This is a genomic window from Deinococcus terrestris (genome assembly GCF_009377345.1).
GTDB lineage: Bacteria > Deinococcota > Deinococci > Deinococcales > Deinococcaceae > Deinococcus > Deinococcus terrestris.
The window spans coordinates 30,081-51,845 of the sequence record NZ_WBSL01000003.1; the positions used below are offsets into that span (position 1 = coordinate 30,081).

Genomic DNA, 21,765 nt, shown 5'->3' on the forward strand with positions numbered 1-21,765 from the left:
GAACAAGGGGGGAAGAGGCCCGAGATGCCCGACCGTGACTTCCTGAAGCGGCGAAACGCGCTGTGGGCGCGGCTGCGGGCGTTGCCCCCCGGTTCGCCCGAGTTCGAGGTGGCCCTGGCAGACCTCGCCGCCTCCGTGGGCTGGACGCGCGGACAGGTGCTCGCCGGGCTGGGGCTGACCGAGGCCGAAGCCCCGCCGCCGGAGCCCGCCCCGTGAGCGCCGACATGGTCCCGCTCGACTTCGGGCGGATGTTCCTGGGCGACTTCTCACCGCTCTTCTTCTTGGAAGTCGCCCTGCGGACGGTCGTGATCTTCGGGTGGCTGCTGCTCCTGCTGCGGCTGATGGGCAAGCGGGGGCTGGCGCAGCTCAGTCCGCTGGAGTTCGCCATCGTGATCGGGCTGGGCTCGGCGGCGGGCGACCCGATGTTCTACCCGGAGGTGCCGCTCGCCCACGCGATGCTGGTGATCGCGCTGGTGGTGGGCATGCAGCGGCTGCTCGCCTGGCTCGTCATCAAGAACGAGAGCGTCGAGACCTTCATCGAGGGCGTCCCGGTCGAGCTTGTCCGCGACGGGGTGATGTTCAACGCGGCGCTCGACCGCTCCAACCTCAGCCGCGAGGACCTCTTCGAGCGCCTGCGGGTCGCCGGGGTGCGGCAGCTCGGGGAGGTACAGCGGGTCTACTTCGAGCAGGACGGCAACCTCAGCGTGTTCCTGCACGCGCAGGATGCCCCGCCGGGCCTGCCCATCGTGCCCCCCTGGGACCTGGAAACGCCCCCCTCGGTCACGCAGGGCGGCCGGGGCCTCCTGGCCTGCACCCACTGCGGCGCGGTGTGCCCGGTGGACGGCCCGGTGCCCCCCTGTCCCCAGTGCGGTCGCGTGGCCTGGACCCACGCGACCGCCGACCCGCTGGGGGGTGGGCCACAGGGGTCCGGCCGCGATGGGGGAGACCACGGCCTGGGCCTGGGTGGCCCGCTGGGGGGCGGCCCCGGCACGGCGCCGGGGTAGACCGGGCTGGGCGGCCTCAGCCCTCCGTGGACGATCCGGGCCGGGTGGTCCACTCGGGGTCAGGTTCGATCTGCTCGGCGGGGGCCTTGCCGGGTTCCAGCCCGCTCGACCGGGCCGTTTGCAGCGGGGTCACGGCCATGCCCTCGGCGCACTCGATCTGGCAGGAGAGCCGCGCCTGGCCCAGCAGCCCCTTTTCCGTCAGTTTGTCGTGCTCGGCCACCGTCATCAGGTCCGGCTCTCCCTCCTGAAAGCTCACCCGGCAGGTCGTGCAGCGGGCCACGCCGCCGCAGCGGTGCAGGATGTCCACCCCGCCGCGCTCCAGTGCCAGCACCAGCCGCTCGCCTGCCCGCGCCGTGACCTCGCCGTAGCCCTCGACCCTGATCTGCACCGTTTCCGTCGTCATGGCCGAGGATGGCACGAAAAGCGATTCAAGACACTGAGCCGGACAGGAACCCGATCAGGTGATTGTTCACCCGCAGCGGCTCGTCGCGCATGACCCAGTGGCTCGCTCGTGGAAGGCGCACCACCCGCACGCCGGGCACCCACTCCTCCAGCCCGTCGGCGAGTTCCGGCAACAAGGCCACGTCCTTTTCTCCCCACAGCACCAGGGTGGGCAGGTGGATGGACGGGACCGAGCCGCCCCCCCGCCCCAGGCCGCCCAGCCGCACCATCGCCCGGTAGTAGTTGATCATCGCGGTGGCCGCCCCAGGCCGCGCCCACGCTTCCTCGTAGCGCCGCCGTTCCTCCGGCAGATAGGCCGCCGGGTTGGTCCCGCGCAGCGCCCAGCGCCCGAAGCGCGGCAGCACCCGCTCGGGTAGCCAGGGGAGCTGGAAGAACAGCACGTACCACGACCGCGCCCACTGGGCAGGTTTTTTCAACACCCGGCGGTAGGCGGCGGGGTGCGGCGCGTTGAGAATGACCAGCCGTTCCACGACCTCGGGCTGCCGCAGTGCCAGCGCCCACGCGATAATCCCGCCCCAGTCGTGCCCGACCACGCGCGCCCGCTCATACCCCAGCGCCCGGATCAGGCCTGCCACGTCCTCCTGCAAGAGGCTCACCCGGTAAGCCCGCACGCCGGGCGGCTTCTCGCTGAGGTTGTAGCCGCGCAGGTCGGGCACGATTACCCGGAAGCCCGCGCGGGCAAGCGGACCGATCTGCCGGGTCCAACTCTCCCAGAACTCGGGAAAGCCGTGCAGCAGGACCACGGGTGGCCCCCCCTCCGGCCCAGCCTCCACGACATGCAGCCGCACCCCGTTGGTGACGACGTGGCGGTGCCGGAGGTCAAGCTCGGGAGTGGTCATGCCCCAGTGTAGGGGGCTTCATACGGTTGCCGGGAAAGGAGTTCTCCCATCGGCGCCCTCCCGGTGGGAGAACGGAGTGGACGGCAACCGCTTTGTTCCTTCTCTGCTCAGGTTGAACAGTTACAAAAACTGTTCAACCGGAATCTGTCAGGACCGGTCCCCGCCTCCCTTGCGGAAGGGTTCCTTGAGAAAATGTTCCCGCAGCAGGTGATCCAGCCCCGGCCCCCGCTCGGCCAGCGCCCGCGCGAAGGCCTGCGCGTCGTTGCGGGGGGAGTCGGGCGCCGCCTTGTCCGGGGCGGCCTTGCCGGGCACGTCGCCCCCGAAGCGCCGGGCACGGAACATGCCGGGGTGCTCCTCGAACACGGCGGTGACGTGTCCCGGCAGCCGCGCGAGGTGCGCGGCGAACTCGGCCTCCTGCGCGAGCGCGGCGTGCGCGGCCCCCTCGCCCAGTTCGGTGAGCAGGCGGTCGATCAGCGCGAAGACGCGGGCGGCGTAGGCCTCCACCTCCTCGCGGCGGGGCAGCGCTCCCCGGTGCACCACCCGGTTGCGAAATTCGCTGCCCAGGGCCTGCGGGGTCAGGAAGTCGGGGGCGCGGCCCTCGCGCAGCAGGTAGGCCAGCGCGAACATCCCCAGTTGCCGCTCCGACTGCGCCGAGACATGTTTCCAGGTGCCGTCCAGCGCCGCGAGCGCCCCCTCAAAGTCCGTCTCGCTGTCCGCCATCCGCTCCAGCACGGCCGCCCGCACGTAGAACTCGAAAAACCGCTCCAGCGCCGCCGCGAAGGTCGCCACCGCCTCCCGCGCGTAGCCGTCCATCAGCGCCCGCGTGCCCAGGTCGAACAGCACTTCGAACTTGTGCTTGCGGACCAGCACGCAGAATTCGGCCCCGCAGTGCGGGCAGGTCAGGTCATGCACCGCGCTGTCGGCGAACTCGGCGCGGACCTCTCGGGCGCACTCGGGGCAGCGGGTGGGGAAGAGCATGGACTAGGGCAGCCGCTGTCCCGGCGGGGCAATCACGTAGCTCAAGCCGCCCGAGTGCCCCAGCCACAGCCGCTCGAAGGCGACGCGGGGGTAGGTGCGGCGCACGCCCGCGTCGGTGGGGGCCGCCGGGTCGTTCAGGACCGGGTTGCCCGCCGCGTCGAAGCCCACCAGCACCATCAGGTGCCCGTCGCTGTAACTCAGGGGCGCTCCGGGCAACTCGCCCTTCTTCCAGCCCAGGCTGACGGCCAGTGGCACCCCCGCCGCCGTGTACCGCTCGGCCGCCGCGAGGTGGGGCAACCGGGTGACAAAGGCCCGCAGGCCCTGCTCGCCCGCATACGCCGCGTTGAAGGCCCAGTTCCCGGTCCCGCCGTAGGCCCGGTCAAAGGTGCCCTTCGCGGCCTGCGGCACAGGCACGTCCACCCCGTGTTTCGCCAGAATCATGGAGACGCTCGTCGGGCTGCACCACACCTCGCCGCCGTCCGGGTAGAGCATCTGCGAGCGCCGGGGCACGTCCACGACCTTCCCCCAGGCCGTCCGGTCGCCGGGGTGCCCCAGGCCCGCGCTGCGGCGGGCGCGGTCGCTGGTATTGATCCCGACCAGCCGGACTTCCGTGCCTGCCCCGCGCAGGGTAACCCGGTACTGGTAGGCGCCCGCCTTCGCGCTCAGGCGCAGGGTGTCGGTCAGCACCTGCCCCGCCGCGTCGCGCTGCCCGTTCACGGAGGTCCGGCCCTCCGAGCGCTGCCACGTCCCGAAGGAAAACCAGCGGCTCCAGGTGCCGCCCGCTCCCCGCGTCCGCACCTCCACCGTCATGCTGCCGCCCCCCGCCGTGGTCGCGTTCCACGAGGGCACGAGTTCGTCGAAGGCGGGCACCTTCACGGGGAGGCTGGTCAGGGTGCCGGAGGTCTTGCCCGGCGCCAGGGTCAGGGCGTCGCCACGCACCGCCACGCCCGCGAGCGTGGCCCCCTGCCAGTCGGCCGCCCGCTCGTGCAGGGCGGTGGTGGAGTTCGGATGGGTCATGGTCAGGGCCTCCGCGCCGCCCGCGAGGAGCAGCGCCGCGAGTAGGGGGGCACGCATGGGGCCGATTGTGCCGTCTGGGGCGCGGAAGCGGGTGAGTGCCGGGGGGCGGAGGTCACGTGCCCTGCATGTACAGGAACGCCTCGGGCAGCGCGTCGCGCCACGTGACCCAGTTGTGGCCGCTGGGATACTCGCGGTACTGGTGTTCGACGCCGAGGTCGGCGAGCGAGGCGGCCATGCGGCGATTCGGCGCGGTGAGCCATTCCATCACCCCGGTGTCCAGACTGACCCGCAGGTGCCGGGGCGGATTCGTCTCCAGCCGCTCGCGCAGCCACTCACCCGCCGTGGTCGTGTTGATGGTGCCGTCCGGGTCGGTCGCGCCGGGCCGGGCGATAAAGGCCCCGGAGTGGCTGACCACCCGCGAGAACAGCTCCGGGTGCCCGCTCCCCAGATGCAGCGAGATCAGTCCGCCGAGGCTCGCGCCCCACAGTCCCCGTTCGGAGACGGTGGCGTATTCGCCTTCCACACGGGGAAACACCTCCTGCCGCAGGAAATCCAGATAGCGGTCGTTGAGGTAATACTCCGCGCTGCGGTCGCCTGGCTCCACGAAGACGAGCACCGCGCCCGTCGCCCGCCCCGCCTCCACCGCCCGGTCCATGACTTCGCCCAGCCGCCCGGTGCGGTAGAAGGCCACCCCGTCCTGCACGTAGTAGACGGGCGTGGGCCGAGTGGGGTCGTGGCCGTGCGGGGTGTAGACGATGGCGCGGCGGGTGCCGGGAAACACCTCGCCGGGCCAGGTCAGGCGGTGGGCGGTGCCCTTCTGGGCCGCGTCGGGAAGCTGCCACAGGGCGTGGCGCACGTACTCCCCGACCACGGCGGCGCGGGGGTAGGGCCACCACGGGTTGAGCGTCCGCTGCGCGTTGTCGGGGTCAGGAAAGGCTTTGCCCTCCGCGTCCAGCCAAGCGTATTCCACCCACGCCCCGCGCGGCAAGGTCAGCGTGATGGGCTGCCCCCCCACGACCGGGAGGGCGGGCTGTTTTTTCCAGTCCGTGAAATCCCCGACGAGCGCCGCAGCACCCGCCGGGGGAACGAAGGTCACCTGTTGTCCCCGCACCGAAACGGCCATAGGGGAAATTCTACGGGGTTAGGCCTTAGCTTCCCTCGCCCGCGAGGTTGGTGTGGTGCGTCTCGTGGGTGTGGGGATAGCCCCGGTACTGCTCGCGCAACTCGCGCTTGAGGAACTTGCCCGTCGCGCCGATAGGGAGACTCTCGGCAAAGACCGTCGCGTCGGGGAGCCACCACTTGGCGAACTTCGGGGCCAGGAAGTCGCGCAGTTCCTCGTGGGTGACCTGCTCGCCTCCCCGCAGGGTGACCACCGCCAGCGGGCGCTCGTCCCACTTGGGGTCGTCCATGGCGATCACAGCGCACTGGGCGACGGCGGGGTGGGCCATGATCGCGTTTTCCAGGTCCACGCTGCTGATCCACTCGCCGCCCGACTTGATCAGGTCCTTGGCCCGGTCCTGAATGTGCATGTACCCACGCTCGTCGAGGGTGGCGATGTCCCCGGTGTCGAACCACAGCTCGCCGCCGCGCTCGAAGAAGCTGCTCTCGCCCTCGCCCTTGAAGTACGAGCTGGCGATCCACGGTCCCCGCGCGATCAGGCGGCCCATCGTCTTGCCGTCGTGGGGGAGGGGCTCGCCCTCTTCCGAGACGATTTCCAGAAAGACCAGCGGCACAGGCTGGCCCTGCTTGGCCCGCAGGCGGTAGCCCTCGTCGCTGCGCTCGTCGATGCCGACGGGCACGATGCTGGCGGTGCCCAGCGGATGCGTTTCCGTCATGCCCCAGGCGTGCGCGAGACTGAGGTCATGCCGCTCCTCGAAGGCGCGGATCATGCTCTCGGGCGCCGCCGAGCCGCCCACCACCAGGCGCTCCAGGGCCGAGAGGTCGTAGGGCTGCCCCGCTGCCTTCGCCCGGTCGAGTTCGGCCAGCAGGCCCATCCAGATCGTGGGCACCCCCGCCGTGATGGTCACGCGCTCGTCTTGCATCAGCCGAGCCAGGGTCGCCCCGTCGCTGAACACCCCGCCGAAGACCTGCGCCGCCCCGTACATCGCGCAGGTGTACGGCAGGCCCCAGGCGTTGACGTGGAACATCGGCACCACGGGCAGCACCACGTCGCGCTCGCCCACGTTCAGCGCGTCCTTGGGGGCGCTCGCCAGCGAGTGCAGCACCGTCGAGCGGTGGGTGTACAGCACGCCCTTGGGGTTCCCGGTCGTGCCAGAGGTGTAGCACATGGCGGCGGCGTCCGTCTCCGCGAGCTGCGGGTAACGCCCCATCGGCGCGTGCTCCATGACCCAGGTGTCGTAGTCCAGCACGCCAGGAATGGCCTGCGGCAGCGGCCCCAGCACGACGATGTGCTCAAGCTGGGGGCAGGCGGCCTTCAGCGCTGGAATCATCGCCGCGAAGACATTCTCAATCAGGAGCACCCGGTCTTCGGCGTGGTTGAGAATCCAGGCGATCTGCTCGGGGTGCAGCCGGATATTGACCGTGTGCAGCACATAGCCCGCGCTGGGGACGCCCAGGTACGCTTCCAGGTGCCGGAACGAGTTCACCGCCAGGGTCGCCACCCGGTCGCCGGGATTCAGGCCCAGCTCCTGAAGCGCCGTGCCCAGCCGCAGCGCCCGGTCGGCCACTGCCCCGTACGTTGTGCGGTGCTTGTGGGGGATGGGTTGCCCGGCCTCGTCGCGCCCGGCGACCAGCAGGCTGACGACCTCGCGCCCCGCGTAGATCGTGCGGGCGCGTTCCAGGATAAAGGGGATGGTGAGGGGAACGTCCATCATGGTGCCTTGCATAGGGCCTCCTCGGCGGGCGGTGCCGCACGGGCTGTGGAGAGATAGGGAAACCGGGCGCTCAGTGTAGCCCGTGCGGGGGCGAGAGACGAAAAAAGGCCCCCCGGAGGGAGCCTGTTGTGAGAGAGAAGGTTACGGGGTGGGGGCGGTAAAGGAGATCTTGGTGCTCTCGATCACCGTGGCCGGTCCCTTCGCATCGCGACTGATGGCGCCAACCGAGTTCCAGCTGTAGGAGCTGAAGTATTCGGCGAGCGGCAGGTCGGCACGGGTGCCACCGGTGAAGGTGACGAAGACTGCCTGGTCGGGGGCGATGACGAAGTCCTCGGGGAGGACCACGTTGAACGACCCACGGGTGTTGTTATCCGGATACTCGATGCGGGCCGGGGTGATCACAGAGGTGGTGCCAGTGGTATCCACGCCGGGGGCGCGGAAGATCACGGTGCCACGCTCGTCAACGTCCGCATCGGTATCGAGGTAGACCACGACGTTCGACACATCGAAGAGGCCTTCGCTGCTCGCCTGCCCCTCGGGGTAACCAACGTTGAAGCGGAAGACGTTGTTGCGCAGACCTTCGGTGCTGCTGGCCTCGTTGTAGGCGGTGGACGTGAAGTTGGTGCTTTCGCCCGCACGCAGGTTGTCCGCCGAGTCCACGAACTCGGTCTGGATGGCCGAGACCGGACGCACGTTGACGCAAGCACGCGCCTCGCGGATGGTGTTGACGAGGTTGAGGGTGTCGGCAGTGAAGCTCGCCACGTCACAGTACTCGCCGGGAGCCGCACCGAAGGGCACGCGGCTGACCACGTTCAGCGTCAGGAAGCCGCCCGCAGGGATGGTGACGCCAGGAGCGCCAGCCTCGCCGATGGTGCGTACCGCGTCCAGCGTGCCGTTGCCGTCGCTGTCGAACTGTTCCACACCACGCTCGCCGGTGTAGGGCAGATCCTCGTCGGTGCGGATGATGTAGCGGCCGTTGACGAACTCGACCTGCGCACCGGTGGCGTTGACACCCAGGATGTCCTGCACACGCACGTTGAGCGCGTCGGAGGAACCCGTGTTGCGCACGATGATCGTGCTGGTGTAGACGTCGCCGCCCACGAGGTCGGTGGGGGTGTTGGTCTTGCTGATGAGGACACGGGCCTGCGCCACCGTGAAGCACGCCTCGGAGCGGCCGGTCTGACCACCATCGGCCGTGAAGCTCGCCACGTCGCAGTACACGTCGTTCTCGGCAATGCCGTCGTTGTTGGTGTCCAGACCACGGAACTGACCACGCGCGTTGTACAGGTAGACGACTTCCTGGCCGGGGTTCAGGGTGGGGATGGTGAAGGTCAGGCCATCGTTGCCCTGGGTCGTGGCGAGGTCCGTCATGCCAGTAACCACCGGGCCGAGGGTGATGCTGTGGAAGGGCAGCAGAGCCTCGTCACGCAGCACGTCGGTCACGCGGATGTTGGTCGCCGTCTGGTCGCCGTTGTTGCTGACCCGGATGCGGATCTGCACGTCCTCGTTGCCGTTGACCGTCGTGCCCGCACGGATGGGGTTGTTGTCGCGCGCCGAGACGACTTCCTTGATAATGTTGATATTGGGCTGGCCGAACACCGTGAAGCAGGCGTTATCCGTCACGCTGCCGTTGTAGAAGTTCTCGGCACCGTTCAGGTAGTAGGGTTCCAGACGCCCGTCATTGTTGATGTAGCTCGTGATGGTCGCCGTATCGCAGTAACGGCCGTTCTGCTCACCCGAGGCGAAGAACAGGAAGCGCTCGGACTCACCGGCCTCGAGGTCGAGGGTCGCGTTGAACTGCTCGTCCGCGAAGTCGTTGTCCGCCGTCAGGTCGAGGCCCTCGATACGAACGTTGTTCCCGCTCGTGGCCAGGCGCTCGCGCTCCTGAGGCGTGATCCCGATGCTGTAGCCCTGACGCACACCTTCGCTGAAGCGCTCCTGGAGCTGAATGTCACGGGCGTCGGCCTCACCGGTGTTGCGCACCGTGATGCGGATTCCCACTTCTTCGCCGGGGCGAACGGTGTAGCTGCCGTCGTCGGCCAGCACGCCAGTCACTTCGCCGGTCGTCCGGTTGAAGCTCACGACTTCCTTGATCACGCTGACTTCGGCGCTGGGCACAAAGTTTTTGTCGAGGAAGTGCTTCTCGATTTCCTGCCCGTTCACGTAGCCGATCACGCGGACGCGGGCGTACAGACCGTCTTCACCGGCCTCGCCAAAGAAGCCATCGGCCACGGGGTCGTGGAACAGCGCGGCCCAGGTGTACCCGGCCACGAAGGGGTCTTCAACGCCCGTGGCGTTGTAGTAGCCGTACTTCTGGCTCTGGGGATAACCGATCAGGTTGGGATCGCTGGGGCCAGCGTTAGTCCAACTGCGGCTGTCGAAGCCGTTGGTGGTGATGTCTTGGGCGCTGATAGGCGCGGTGGTGCGGTTCTGGTCGTCAGCCGCGCTGAAGCGGATCAGCGGGATGGAGTTCTGGAACTCGGGCAGCACATTCATCTGCACTTCGGAGTTCACGACGGGGCGCCAGGTGCCGTCGTCGTTGTACTCCATGTAGGCGCCGACGATGTTCTGGTTATTGAGGGGCGCGAACTCCTGCTGCTCGTTGACAGTACCGTCGTTGCGGACTTCGCCGATGCCGGTCGCGCTCGCCTGGCCGACCAGATCGGAGTTGATGCCGCCGTCCTTGTCGTCAAGCCACGCGTTGAAGCGGAAGCGGCTGGGATCAATACGGCCGCCATTGAGGTCCGAGAAGTAGACCCGGTCGCCCTCAGCGTTCACGTAGTAGGCGCCCGTCTTGGGATCGGGGGTGGTCTGAACGGGAATCGCCGTGTAGGTCAGGTTGGCGGTGCCGTTGCCGTTGGTCAGGTCAACCGTCGTGCTGGCCGGAGCGTTGAAGCCGGGGGTTGCACCCGCAATCACGGTGTACACGCCACGGGGCAGGGTCACCGTGCTGTTGTCAGTGGTGGGGGCGTTGTTGTAGCCCATCACGATGGCGCCGTTGGCATCCTTGATCGTGATCGGAGCCGTGCTCACACCCTCAAGGTTGATGGTCAGGACAGCCGTCTGGGCAGCAGGAACAGCGGTGTAGTTCACCTGCGCGGTGGCGTTGCCGCTGCTGAGATCGACATTGACCACGGCGGGCGCGTTGAAGCCCGATACGATCCCGCCTTGCACGGTGTAGCGGCCGCGCGGCAGGGTAATCACCTGGCCGTCAGCCGTCTCGGTGCCGTTGTACCCGGCAACCACCGCACCGCTAGCGTCACGGATGACGATCGGAGCGCGGCCCACACCATTGAGGTCAATGGTGAGAACCGCCGTCTGCACAGGCGTAGGAGTCGGCGTGGGAGTCGGCGTGGGAGTCGGCGTGGGAGTCGGCGTGGGAGTCGGCGTGGGGGTGGTGCCGGTGCTGCACGACGCGAGGGTCAGAACACCAGTCAGGGCGAGAAGAGCCAGGTTCCTATGCATACTTCCTCCAAGGGATATCCCCGTTGACCTCTCATGAGAATGCCAGTAAGTGTTCAGAAGGAGAACGGAGCCAGTTGCCGGGTTTCCTGTCCGCTCGGACTTCGCTGCTCACAAAGCAGTCACACGTTAGGTCAGGATGTGAGTCCTGTGGCGAGTATATGGACGCCCCCTAGGGGTGTCAACAAGATTTAGCGGTGCAGCGCGACAATCTCCCCTACGACTTGTAAGAAATTGGTCAGATCAAACTCACCGAATTGGCGAGGAGGGGACGGGGTATCGCTCAGCACATACTTTCGGGCTACGCTGTTCCCATGAGACGCTCACTCTGCCCACTCCGGAGGTCTACAGAGGAGCCCTAATAGCTCCTTAACTATAAGCTCATTCGTTCGAAGTGAGTGCCTGCTGGTTGACGACTCCCCTCTTAAGACCCGTGACCCAGGAGGTACATCTCCAGAATCTGCACCGCCGCCGCCTCGTCCTCATCGGCGGCGCCGAGCGCCCGTGCCCGCTGGGTCGTGAAGCGCTCGTCCTGATAGGCGACCCGGTAGCCCTTTTCTTCCAGGACCCGTCCGAAGGCCCGCACCCGGTCGGCAGAGGGGCTGGGGGCACCGTCCGTCCGCAGGGGGAGGCCCAGCAGCAGCAGCTCGGCGCCCGTCTCCTCGACCTTGAGGCGCACGGCCTTGAGGTCCAGCGGCAGCCGTTTGCGGTCCACGTTGCCGCGTCCGAAGGCGAGGCGCCCGGCGTTGACCGCGAAGCCGATGCGGGACTTGCTCACGTCCAGCGCGAGGATGGTGGGAAGGGACGGGGGCGTCACGCGGGTCAGTGTAGGGCGTGGGCGCGGCCGCCCTACACTGACCCCATGACCAGCGAACCCGTGATCCTGTCCCGCACCCATGCCGGGGTCCGCACCCTGACCCTTAACCGCCCGGACAAGCTCAACGCCGCGAATGACGCGCTGCTGCTCACGCTGACTGAGGAACTTCGGGCTGCTGGCGCCGACCCCGAGGTGCGGGTCGTGGTGATCACGGGCGCCGGGCGGGGCTTTTGCGCGGGGCAGGACCTGGGGGACGTGTCGGGACGGGACATGACCTTCACCGAGCACCTGAACCACACCTATAACCCCTTGATCCGGACCATCCGGGGGCTGGACAAGCCGGTCATCACGGCGGTGAACGGGGTCGCGGCCGGGGCGGGGGCCAGCCTCGCGCTGTCGGGCGATATTCGGCTGTGGGCGGGGTCGGCCAGCCTGATTGAGGTGTTCTCCAATATCGCGCTGGTACCGGACTCGGGCAGCACGTGGTTCCTGCCCCGGCTGGTGGGCTACCACCGGGCCTTCGAGCTGATGGCGCTCGCCGAAAAGGTGGGCGCCCAGGACGCGCTGCGGCTGCGGCTGTGCGAGCACGTCTTCCCCGACGAGACCTTCGGGGAAGACGTGCAGCAGTACGCCGAGCGGCTGGCGGCGCGGCCCGCGCACGCGCTGGGGCTGACCAAGCGGGCGCTTCAGCAGGCCATGACGAGCACGCTGGATCAAGCGCTAGACCTCGAAGCCGAGTTGCAACAGCTCGCCGGGGACCACTGGGAGCACGAGGAGGGCGTCACAGCGTTCAAGGCGCGGCGGGCGCCCGACTTCCAGCGGGAAGGGTGAGGCACGAACCCTCCGTCCTGTAACCCCCGGCACCGTCCCCGCGCCCGCCTCACGCCAGCATCGGCCATGCGACTTTGGACAGTAGCGGCGGGGGGAATCCTGGCCGCGTCGGCGGTGGCGATGGCCCACTACGCGCCCGCCCTCCCCGACAGCGCGATCGCCAAACCCTCGCGGCAGTTCGGCCTGCCCTTTGCGGGAGCGCCGGGGCCGAACACGTGGCTGCTGGGCCAGGGCTACGGCAATACCACCGGCGCCTACCGCCAGCGCCGCTCCACCTACGGCAACCTCCAGGGGCTGCACGCGGGCCTGGACTTCAGCGCTCCGTGCGGCACGCCGGTCCGCGCTATCGGGGATGGGGTGGTCGCGGAGGTGGACGGGCCGCACGGCAGTCCGCCGCACAATGTGGTGATTGACCACGCGGGCAACCTCAGCAGCCTGTACGGGCACCTGCGGGTGCGCTCCAGCGTGCGGGTCGGGCAGCAGGTGAAGCGGGGGCAGGTGATCGGGGAGAGCGGCGACTCGCAGTTCACCTGCGTGAGTGCGCCGCACCTGCACCTGGAGTTGCGGGACCGCTCGCACCAGCGCTTTTTCAACCCGCTGCCCTACATCGCCGCCGACTGGGACTCGCTGGCGCTGGCAGGGTCTTTTGGGCGCGGGTACGAGTACGACCTCGTCTCGCCGCGCAAATGGCAGACCCCGGAGTCTCAGCCCGAGGTTCGGCGGGGCGGGGCCATTCTCAACGAGTTCGCCCGGCCGTGGCCGCCCGCGCCGGGGGGGGCGCGATGAGGAAGGCGGCAGTCCTGGCCCTCGCCTTAAGCTCGCCCGTTCTCGCCGCCACCCTCCCCTCCAAAGCGGTCCTGAGCGGCACCTGCTGCCCCGGCGCGGTGTGGACGCCGGACTCGCGGAACCTGATGTTCCTGGACGGTCCCCCGGCGCGGCCCACGACCGGCATCTATCAGGTGTCGGCGAACGGGGGAGAGGTCACCCGGCGCTTTTCCTCGGTGGCGTTCTTCTCTCCCCGGTTGATCTGGGCCGTGCGGCCGGGCACCGGGGAGAACACCACGCTGGAGCGGCTGGCGGACCAGCGCCGCTTCACGCTGCCCACGCGCGGGGCGGACGTGGCGTGGACGCGCTCGGAGAATCGGCTGGCCTACACGCGCAGCGACACGGCCGGGAACTTCGACCGCCGGGCCACCCGCGTCTTCGTGGCCGACGCCTTCGGCTCGCCCCGGCAGGTCGCCACCCTGTACGGTGGGGGCATCAGCGGCTGGCTGAATGAAACGACGCTGCTGCTGAATGGCAAGAGCGTGGCGGCGGCGCGGGACCGCGACCTGTTCACGCTGGACACCCGCACCGGGGCGCGGCGCACGCTGGCCTCGGCGCTGTCGTTCCGGGGGGTCAGCCTCAGCCCGGACGGGGCGTGGGTGACCTATTACGTGGCCTTTGACTCAGCGGCCCGCAATGGCCTGTGGGTGCGGCCCACGGCGGGCGGGGCGGCGCGGAAGCTCAGCGCCTTCGGCTCGTACCGCTGGCGCGACGCCCGGCGCCTGCTCCTCATCCCGCTGGACCCGAACGGCGGCCCGCATGTCCTGCGCGAGTACAACGTGGGGACGAATGCGTGGCGCACACTGGGCGACCTCGGCGATCAGGTGCGGCAGGGCGACTGGTCGGTCAGCCCGGACGGAAAGAAGGTGGCGTACCTGAGTGCGCGGGACGGCAACGTACGGGTGCTGACGCTGCCGTAGGGGGAGCAACCAGCGGCCAGTCGCTAGCAAAACGTCGTCAGCAACACCTGGGGCAGGAGGTTGAGACGGGTTCTCTCCCCCTACCCCCACGGCCGCTCCTCTACCCCGGCCACCCGCGCCGCGAGGTCGTAGGCCACCGCCAGCCCCAGCGTGTCCGCAAGGGGGCCGCCGAGGAGGAGGTGCCGCCCGTCTCCCAGCGCCTCGTGACGGGGGGGGGCGTCCACCTGGCCGCCGGGCAGGGCCACCCACGCGCCGGGCACGTCGGCGAGGCTGCGGCCGATTTCCAGCGCCCCGGTCGCCAGGGGGGGCAGGGCGTCCATCAGGCGGGTGAGGTCTTCCAATGTCTCGCGGCGCACGCCCACCGGCACCCCGGTCAGCCGCCCGCCCTGGGGGACGTAGCCGGAGGGGTCGCGGTGGTGCAGGGGTGGAACCACCGTGAAGCCTCCATGCTGCGGGCGCAGGGTCAGGCCGCCCGCCCGCAGGACTGGGGTCCAGCCGTCGCTGGGCGTGTTCAGGCGCGGAAACTGGCGGTAGGCCCGCCCGTGCGCCGTGTGAATGCCCAGGTCTTGCTCGGCGGCGGCTGGTCCCTCCGCGCCCATCGCCACGATCACGATCCCGGCGCGGACCTCGTGCGTCTCGTGGGTGACGATCTCGTGCGTATTCGTGACCGTCAGGCGGTCCAGGCGCACGCCGCCGGGCGTCAAGTGTGCGTGGGTGTTGAGCAACAGGTCGGCGCCCTCCCGCACCGCCGCCTGCCCGCAGGCCAGCGCCACCGCGCCGGGGCGGTAGGTGGAGGCGTCCTCATCCACCTCAGCCCAGGGAAGGGCGTCGGGGTCAAGGAGGGATGCCGCCTCTGGAAAGCGGGCGAGCATCTGCCGGGTGGGGACGCGGCCGGGGCCTTCCTCCGGGTGCAGGCGCAGCAGGGGGAGAGGCTTGGCCGTCGGGTCCCCGAACAGATTGGCGTGGGTCCACTGGGCTTCCGCCTCCCGGCCCGGCGGCACGTCCAGCCGGGTCCACACCCCCGGCGCGAGGATGGTCGCCCCCTCCTCGTTGGGGAGGCCGCCGCGCTCGACGAGCAGCAGGCGCAGATGAGGGGCCAGTCGCCGCAGGTACAGGGCGCAGGCCGTGCCCATCCGCCCGGCGCCCAGGACCACCACGTCGTACTCGCGCTCTCCGAAGGGTTGCCCCACGTGTGCCCACACCTGTCCTGCCTGCCCCGGCCCGCCTGTCATGGGCGCATGCTCTCACGTCCCTGTCAGTCGGGGCACAGAAGGGGCTGCGTATACTCGCGTCATTCATGCGCGTGCTGACCTTTCTCATGGTGCTGGTGGCCCCCTGCGCCGCCGGGGCGCTGGACGTGCGGGTGCTGGTGGCGAGCGGCCCGCAGCTCACCGTGCGGCTGCCGCCCCCGCCGGGGCCAGGGCTGACCACACCCCTGGCAGGCCCGCCTGCCCCCGCCGCCCCCTCGGTCCCCTGGACGGTGGGCAACCGGGGCGGCAAGCTCACCCTAGGCGGCCAGGACGCGGGGAGCGACGTGCTGTACGTGCCGCCCTCGCCGGGGAGTCTGGTGGAGATCGCGGGGAAGACCTACCGGGGCGGCGTGCTGCTGCGGGCCGTGAGCGGCGGCGTCCAGGGCATCAACGTGGTGGACGTGGAGGACTACCTGCGCGGGGTGGTTCCCGCCGAGATGCCCGCGAGCTGGCCCGCCGCCGCGCTCGCGGCGCAGGCGGTGATCGCCCGCACCTACGTCTCCGCCCGCATCAACCCGGCGCTGCCCTACGACACCTGCGCCACCGAAAGCTGCCAGGTCTACCGGGGCGTCCCGGCGGAAAAGGTCGGGACCGACACGGCGATTCAGGCTACCGCCGGGCAGGTGCTCGCCTACGGGGACAAGCCCGCACAGACGTACTTTTCCAGCGATTCCGGTGGGCACACGGCGTCCAGCGAGGAGGTCTGGGGACGCGGGATTCCCTACCTCGTCGCGCAGCCGGACCCGCACTCGGCGGGCGGCCCCCGCGCCGCGTGGCGGGTGGAGGCGAGCGCCGCGAAGGTGCAGGCCGCCGCCGAACGCTTCCGGGTGCGGGTGGGCACCGTGCGCTCGGTGGGCGTCACCCTGACTTCCGCGTCGGGCCGGGTGCTGGAGGTCACGCTGACGGGCACGTCGGGCAGCGGGCGGCTGAGCGGCCTGCAAGCGGGCGACTTCGTGCGGGCGCTGGGGGCGCACAGCACCCGCGTCCGGCTCGGCGGGAGCGTGGGGCCGGGGCAACCGCTGGTGCTGGAGGGGTCCGGGGCCGGGCACGGGGTGGGCCTCTCGCAGTACGGGGCGCTGGGGCTGGCCCGCGCGAATGCCGACCACCGCCGCATCCTGAGCTTCTACTACCCCGGCACCACGCTGGAAGTGTTGGCCGACGCGCCCGGTGGGCGGGGCCGTCCGGTGCTCGCGGCGGCAGGGGTGGGTCATGCCGAGTAAGACCATCGGACGGCTCTTTCGCCGCACCCTGAAACGCGGCCCCCTGCTCGCCGGGGCGCTCGCGGCGATGCTCGCGGTGGGTGAAGCGGCAGCCCGCACGGTGCGCATCGTGCAGGCGCAGTCGCTCGAACTGCGGCGCATTGACGAGCAGGAGATCGTGATTATCAGCGGCGGGCCAGACGGTGGGCTGGTCGAGCTGCGGGTGGACGACGACGTGGTGCGGGCGACCCGTGTGGAGTACAACCGCACCCGCCGCACGCTGACGCTGGTGGGGCAGGCGACCTACCGCACCGCCCGCGACGGGCAGGACCTGCGCGGCGAGAACCTCGTGGTGGACCTCGGCTCCGAGGAGCTGACGGGCGAGGACGTGCTGATCAGCGACGGCGACATCGAGATTCGCGGGCAGCAGGTCGAGCGCATTCCGGGGCAGTTGCGGGCCAACGGGGGCTACTTCACCCCCTGCGCGAAGTGCGGGCGCACGCCCAACGACTACGCCTTCCGCGCCGAGCGCCTGATCGTGTACCCCGGCGACCGCCTGATCGCCTACCGTGCCCAGTTTCTGATCGTGGACGTGCCGGTGCTGTACCTCCCCATCGTCGTGCTGCCGCTGAACGAACCCGAGCGCCAGCCGCGCTTCTCGGTGGGAACGGGCGACCCCGATGGCCTGACCGTGCTGGCCGACCTGCCCTTTTCGATCGGCACGAACACCCTGGGCACCACCCTGCTGCGTTACTACGAGAACCGCGAACCTTCCATCGGCCTGGGGGTGGACCTGCGCTCGACGGCTCCGCTGCCCTACGTGGACCGGGTCGACCTCTATGCGCTGGCGAATCCCAAGCCCTTCGCGGCGGACGGCGCCCGGCAGCCCGGCTACGACATCGACCTCGACTTCTCGGTGCGGGGGCGGGTACCGCTCTCGCTGGCGGTGCGCGACCTCGACTACAGCCTGAACGTGCGGCGGCGGGACATCGGGCGCTCCGAGACCGACCCCGAGCGGGACGTGACCACGGTGGATTTCCGGGCGGCGGTGGAGTATCCGCTGTTCTCGGCGCAGCTCACCTACCTCGACCGCTTTGGGCCGGAGCCGAAGACGGCGCTGTTCACGCCCCTGCGTGAGCCCGAACTCGTGATCGACCCCAAGCCGTACTCGCAGGGCACCTTCACGGTGGACACCCGCCTGACCGCCGGGCGCTACACCGCCGCGAGCAACCCGCTGTCGCGCTCGGCGACCGCGCAGGGCGTGAACATCACGACCACCCGGCTGGAGGAGCAGCACGCGGTTACCTACAGCGCCCAGCCGTGGACGAACGCCGACTTCTCGGTGTCCAACACCTTCACCGGGCGCTACTACGGCACCGGGGCGCGGACGGTGAACCTCGACATTTCCGGGCGGCTGACCCAGCGCTTCAACGAGACGAACACCCTGACCGCCCGCGCCAGCTACATCCGGGTGGAGGGGACCAGCCCCTTCGCCTTCGACGCACTGCCGGGCCAGCGCCTCAGTGCTCCCATCGGGCTGGACCTGTACACGGTCCCGGTCAAGGACACCACCTTCACGGTGGGCTACAGCCGCGACCTCTTCCTGCCGGAAGACCAGCAGCCCGCCACGGCCTTCGGGGTGACGGTGAACCGCAAGCCGGTCAACCTGAACTTCGGGTTGCGGCACAATTTCTCCACCGGGGAACTGGAAAGCACGTCCTTTAATCTCACCCTGAGCGACCCCACCGCCGATCAGGTCACGGTGGTGCCCGCCCGCCCCGCGCAGCCTGCCACCGAGACGCAGGCTGCCGTGCCCGCCCGCCCGGCGACGGTGACGCGCAGCAGTCTCTGGCCGGTGCCGAACCTGACCCTCACCGCGACGGGGGGCTACAACCGGGCGACCGGGTACCAGCCCTTCACGGTGAAGGCGACCATCACCGGGGACATCCGCTCCAATTACTTCAGCGTGTCGGCCAGCCACGACCTCCAGACGCCCCGCCTGCGCTCGCTGAGCGCCGAGTTCGCCGGGGCGACCCGCACGGACACGGTGATCAACCCAGTGTCCTTTTCCGGCAGCGAGACGTGGAACCTGATCGACAACCGCTTCTCGGGGCGCTACAGCGCGACGTGGCGCGGCGAGTATGCGGCCTCGCACACCCACGAGCTTGGGGTACAGGCCCCTGGCGACGAGCGGGCCAACGGGACGGCCTTTTTCAGCGTGGGCACAGCGGCGGGCCGGGCGACGAACTGGCAACTGACCTACGGCGGCCCCTTCGACGTGGAGCGCTGGGGCTACACCCGCCCCACCCTGACCGGGAGCGTGCGGGCCACCCGGCCGGGGCAGTCGCTGGCGCTCTCGGCCACCGTGAACACGCCGGGGCTGGAGCAGCCCCGCACCGAGGTCGCGCGGGCCGACCTGAACGCCGACTGGCAATTCGGCACCCGCTTCGCCCTGTCGGGCCGCGCCGCCTACAGCCGCACCCGCACAGGCACTTTCCCCGACGACGTCGCCACCGACACGCTGATCGTGGACCCCCTGCGCGTCGGGATCGCCCTCGGGGACGGGCCGCGCCCCGGCGCCTACGTGACGGCGGCGCTGCGCCAGACCTTTACCTGGCGGGACGGCGAGCGCCTGAACCCCGCGCCCCTCGCGCCTGTGATCGGGCTGACCATCGACCGCTGCTGCTGGGCCTTGCAGGCCGAGATCGACCTGAGCCTGCGCCGTTACCGCCTGGGCGTCAGCCTGCCGGGCAGCTCCAGCTACCCCCTCTTCGACTACGGGGTGGGCGGGTTGAACATTCCGCTGCTGCCGGGGACGCTCAATCCGGGGAACCGGTGAGAGCGGCCAGTCCCCAGCTCCCAGCCCACCGGAGGTCCCACCCATGAAACGTCTCGCCCTGCTGCCCCTGACCGCCCTGCTGCTCTCCGCCTGTACGGGGACGGTGGAAACCTTGCCCCCGCTGCGGCTCGCCGTGCTGGCAGATGGGGGCGCGACCCTGCGGACGGTCACGACGGGGGGGGGAGACGGCCTGCGGGTCACGCCCACTCCGGTGGTTGGCCCCAGTGTGGCCGTGACCGGGGGCGTGGCGGTGGACACCCTGCCCGGCGGCGAGGCGCGGCTGCTGCTCACGCGCCGGGAGGGGCTGGAGAGCCGCAATGCTGATCTGGCGGACGTGCGGCCCTTCGCCCCTGCCTTCGACGCGCCGGGCTTCACACCGCCCTGTTTCGTGACGACCGCGCTGAATGCCGCGCGGGACCGCATTCTGAGCCTGAGCCAGTGCGAGACGGGCGGCGTGCTCAACGGCAGCCAGCAACTGGCCCTTTACCGCACCGACGGGACGCTGGTGTGGCGGGCTGCCGTGAGCGGGGCCGCCGTAGTGACGGGCACCGACGTGCCCCCGGTGCGGGTGGCGGTGGTGCGCCGGGCCGACGGGGTGGACGTGGCGGTGGTGGCCCGCCCCGCGCTGGGCGGCGGCAGCGAGGTGGTGCGGGTGGCCGTGACCACCGTCGGGGCCGACCGCGCCGAAGCGGGGCTCCCGGTGCCCAGCCTGGTGGCGATCCGCGACCTCGCCCCGGCGCCGAACGGCAGCACCATCTATGCCGCGACCGATGCCGGGGTGCAGCCCCTGGGCACGACCGGCGCCCCCGTCGCGGACGACGCCCTGAATGCCTTCGGCACGGGCCGGGTGGACCGGGTGTGGACCTCGGCGGGCAGTGGGGTGGCCGGACGCAACCTGATCGCCGCGTGGCGCGACCCCCGCGTGAGCGGGCTGGGCACCGAGCCGCTGCGGCTGTGGGACGCTTCGGGCACGCGGAACGAGGCCCTCACCGTGAACGCCTTCGCCGACCTGCGCGACGTGACCTTCGCCCCCGACGGCTTCCTGTACGCGCTGAGCGCAACCACCCTCAGCGGCTACGACACCGTGATCGGGCTGGGGTCGGGCAACACCGGCAGCACGGTGAACTGGCGCCCGGTGACCCTGCTGAGCGGCCTGAACGACGCGCGGGGGGTGACGTGGCTGGTGCCCCGCCAGCCCTCCACCTCCAGCCGCTAGCGCTGGCGTCAGGGCCTGTTCCGAGAGTCGGCCAGAGGCACTGCCCTCCTGTGAATGCGGGGTCGTGCTCCGCTGGAAGCAGCTCTGCGGGTCTGCAGGAGAAGGGGGTGGGCGCCGAGGCTGTTTAGACCCATACCCCCTCTTTTCGACACCTGGGTGAGACGTTCGTCAAATACGCTCGCAGAGCCGTCAGCGAGCCGAGCCTGATGCTGCCGCCTGAGGGTTGATTGCTGAAGGCTCCGCCAACGCCAGCGCCGCCGCCCCCACCACCCCCCGCAGCCCCACCAGCGGCACGCCGCCCCGCACCAGCAGGGTGACCACGGTGCCGGAGGCAGGGGCAAACGCGAGCGCCGTGCGGGTGCCCCGCGCCACCCCGTCGTGCCACCACACGCCGCCGCGCCGGAACCAGCCGGGTGAGACGCCGTCCAGATGGGGGGGGAGGCCGGGAGGCCGGAGAACTTCGCGCCAGTCCTGGCCCAGCCTCCCAGCCAGATGCGCCGTCCCGAAGGCCAGCAGGTCCCCCGCCGTTCCGAACAGCCCGCCCGCCCCCGCCAGTGGGCCGAAGCCCGTGATCCCCTCGCCCAGCAGGGTAGCGGTGGGGGTGACCAGCCCGCGTGCGGGGGGCAGGAGGCCCACGCCCGGCAACTCCAGCGGTGCGGTCACGTACTGGGCCAGCGCCCGCCCGTAGCCCGCCGCGCTGACCTCCTCACCCGCCGAGTGCGCCAGGGCCAGGGCCAGCACGCCCGCGCCGAGGTTGGAATAGGCGAAGCGGCCCGCCCCCCGCCGACTTGCCCAGCGCCGGGCACTCGCCAGGGCTGCCAGGGCACTCATACCGCCGTAGGGGTCCTGAAAGCGGGTCAGGGTGGTCACCGCTGCCCGCGCGGGGTGAGCAGGCAGACCCGCCGTGTGGGTGGCGAGGGCACGGGCGGTCACGAAGTCGGGAAAGGACCGGAAGGGGCCGCCCAGCCGCGACAGGGGCGCGTCCCACGAGAGCCGCCCCTCCCGCACCAGCGCCCCCGCCAGCGCCGCCGTGAAGGGCTTGGTCACGCTCGCCAGCTCGAACACGCCGTCACGTGGGATACCGCCCACGCCGATTACGGCCACCCGCCCACCCCGCGCCGCGCCCACCACCCCACCCCGGCGCAGGGCGGCCCGCAGCAGGGGCAGCGCCGGGCGCAGGTCCCGGTCCAGCACCGCCTCCAACTCGCGCCGGGCAGCGTTCAGGGGATTGCGGCGAAACATGTGCTCAGCCTAGCGCCCCGCCTTGCTACG

Annotated in this window: 18 protein-coding genes; 8 read left to right on the forward strand and 10 right to left on the reverse strand. The window is 70.3% G+C overall.

Annotated elements, in window-relative coordinates; all coding sequences use genetic code 11:
- Positions 1 to 24: 24 nt before the first annotated feature.
- Both F8S09_RS08530 and F8S09_RS08535 read left to right on the forward strand, forming a co-directional pair.
- Positions 25 to 216, forward strand: a complete 192-nt coding sequence (locus F8S09_RS08530) for a hypothetical protein (RefSeq protein WP_152871082.1) — start codon at positions 25 to 27, stop codon at positions 214 to 216.
- Positions 213 to 1,004: a DUF421 domain-containing protein gene (locus F8S09_RS08535; RefSeq protein WP_322618668.1), complete on the forward strand. Its 792-nt coding sequence runs from the start codon at positions 213 to 215 to the stop codon at positions 1,002 to 1,004. The genes F8S09_RS08530 and F8S09_RS08535 overlap by 4 nt, the downstream gene beginning before the upstream one ends.
- A 16-nt stretch (positions 1,005 to 1,020) precedes the next feature.
- On the opposite strand, the gene F8S09_RS08540 is transcribed toward F8S09_RS08535, so the two are convergent.
- The 8 genes from F8S09_RS08540 to ruvX form a co-directional block, all read right to left on the reverse strand.
- Positions 1,021 to 1,407, reverse strand: a complete 387-nt coding sequence (locus F8S09_RS08540; protein ID WP_152871083.1) for a 2Fe-2S iron-sulfur cluster-binding protein — start codon at positions 1,405 to 1,407, stop codon at positions 1,021 to 1,023.
- Between the two features lie 25 nt (positions 1,408 to 1,432).
- Entirely contained in the window at positions 1,433 to 2,305 is an 873-nt protein-coding gene (locus F8S09_RS08545; protein WP_152871084.1) for an alpha/beta fold hydrolase, read from the reverse strand.
- A gap of 147 nt (positions 2,306 to 2,452) precedes the next feature.
- Positions 2,453 to 3,283, reverse strand: a complete 831-nt coding sequence (locus F8S09_RS08550; protein ID WP_152871085.1) for a hypothetical protein — start codon at positions 3,281 to 3,283, stop codon at positions 2,453 to 2,455.
- A 3-nt stretch (positions 3,284 to 3,286) separates the two neighbouring features.
- Positions 3,287 to 4,357, reverse strand: coding sequence for a peptidase C39 family protein (locus F8S09_RS08555; protein WP_152871086.1), 1,071 nt, complete (start codon positions 4,355 to 4,357; stop codon positions 3,287 to 3,289).
- A 55-nt stretch (positions 4,358 to 4,412) separates the two neighbouring features.
- A complete protein-coding gene (locus F8S09_RS08560; protein ID WP_152871087.1) occupies positions 4,413 to 5,423 on the reverse strand; it encodes an alpha/beta hydrolase in 1,011 nt (336 codons plus the stop codon).
- Between the two features lie 25 nt (positions 5,424 to 5,448).
- Positions 5,449 to 7,146 (reverse strand): long-chain fatty acid--CoA ligase, encoded by a 1,698-nt coding sequence (locus F8S09_RS08565; RefSeq protein WP_152871088.1) that lies wholly within the window; start codon positions 7,144 to 7,146, stop codon positions 5,449 to 5,451.
- 129 nt (positions 7,147 to 7,275) lie between these two features.
- Positions 7,276 to 10,599, reverse strand: a complete 3,324-nt coding sequence (locus F8S09_RS08570) for a COG1361 family protein (protein WP_152871089.1) — start codon at positions 10,597 to 10,599, stop codon at positions 7,276 to 7,278.
- A gap of 421 nt (positions 10,600 to 11,020) precedes the next feature.
- Positions 11,021 to 11,413 (reverse strand): Holliday junction resolvase RuvX, encoded by a 393-nt coding sequence (gene ruvX, locus F8S09_RS08575; RefSeq protein WP_322618669.1) that lies wholly within the window; start codon positions 11,411 to 11,413, stop codon positions 11,021 to 11,023.
- A 45-nt stretch (positions 11,414 to 11,458) separates the two neighbouring features.
- On the opposite strand from ruvX, the gene F8S09_RS08580 reads away from it, so the two are divergent.
- The 3 genes from F8S09_RS08580 to F8S09_RS08590 all read left to right on the forward strand — a co-directional run bounded on the left by F8S09_RS08580 (position 11,459) and on the right by F8S09_RS08590 (position 13,989).
- Positions 11,459 to 12,244, forward strand: coding sequence for an enoyl-CoA hydratase-related protein (locus F8S09_RS08580; RefSeq protein ID WP_152871090.1), 786 nt, complete (start codon positions 11,459 to 11,461; stop codon positions 12,242 to 12,244).
- A 66-nt stretch (positions 12,245 to 12,310) separates the two neighbouring features.
- Positions 12,311 to 13,030, forward strand: a complete 720-nt coding sequence (locus F8S09_RS08585; RefSeq protein WP_152871091.1) for a M23 family metallopeptidase — start codon at positions 12,311 to 12,313, stop codon at positions 13,028 to 13,030.
- Positions 13,027 to 13,989 carry a TolB-like translocation protein gene (locus F8S09_RS08590; protein ID WP_152871092.1) on the forward strand — a complete coding sequence of 321 codons (963 nt, stop codon included), beginning with the start codon at positions 13,027 to 13,029 and terminating at the stop codon, positions 13,987 to 13,989. The genes F8S09_RS08585 and F8S09_RS08590 overlap by 4 nt, the downstream gene beginning before the upstream one ends.
- An 80-nt stretch (positions 13,990 to 14,069) precedes the next feature.
- Here F8S09_RS08590 and F8S09_RS08595 read toward each other — a convergent pair whose 3' ends face one another.
- Positions 14,070 to 15,221, reverse strand: a complete 1,152-nt coding sequence (locus F8S09_RS08595) for an FAD-dependent oxidoreductase (protein WP_152871093.1) — start codon at positions 15,219 to 15,221, stop codon at positions 14,070 to 14,072.
- A gap of 65 nt (positions 15,222 to 15,286) precedes the next feature.
- On the opposite strand from F8S09_RS08595, the gene F8S09_RS08600 reads away from it, so the two are divergent.
- The 3 genes from F8S09_RS08600 to F8S09_RS08610 are packed head-to-tail and all read left to right on the forward strand — an operon-like array spanning position 15,287 to position 20,493.
- Positions 15,287 to 16,459 carry a SpoIID/LytB domain-containing protein gene (locus F8S09_RS08600; protein ID WP_152871094.1) on the forward strand — a complete coding sequence of 391 codons (1,173 nt, stop codon included), beginning with the start codon at positions 15,287 to 15,289 and terminating at the stop codon, positions 16,457 to 16,459.
- Entirely contained in the window at positions 16,449 to 19,277 is a 2,829-nt protein-coding gene (locus tag F8S09_RS08605; RefSeq protein ID WP_152871095.1) for an LPS-assembly protein LptD, read from the forward strand. The genes F8S09_RS08600 and F8S09_RS08605 overlap by 11 nt, the downstream gene beginning before the upstream one ends.
- A 43-nt stretch (positions 19,278 to 19,320) precedes the next feature.
- Positions 19,321 to 20,493: a hypothetical protein gene (locus tag F8S09_RS08610; RefSeq protein ID WP_152871096.1), complete on the forward strand. Its 1,173-nt coding sequence runs from the start codon at positions 19,321 to 19,323 to the stop codon at positions 20,491 to 20,493.
- Positions 20,494 to 20,682: 189 nt separating this feature from the next.
- Here the strand turns inward: F8S09_RS08610 and F8S09_RS08615 are convergent, their stop codons facing one another.
- Positions 20,683 to 21,735 (reverse strand): serine hydrolase domain-containing protein, encoded by a 1,053-nt coding sequence (locus F8S09_RS08615; protein ID WP_152871097.1) that lies wholly within the window; start codon positions 21,733 to 21,735, stop codon positions 20,683 to 20,685.
- Positions 21,736 to 21,765: the final 30 nt, after the last annotated feature.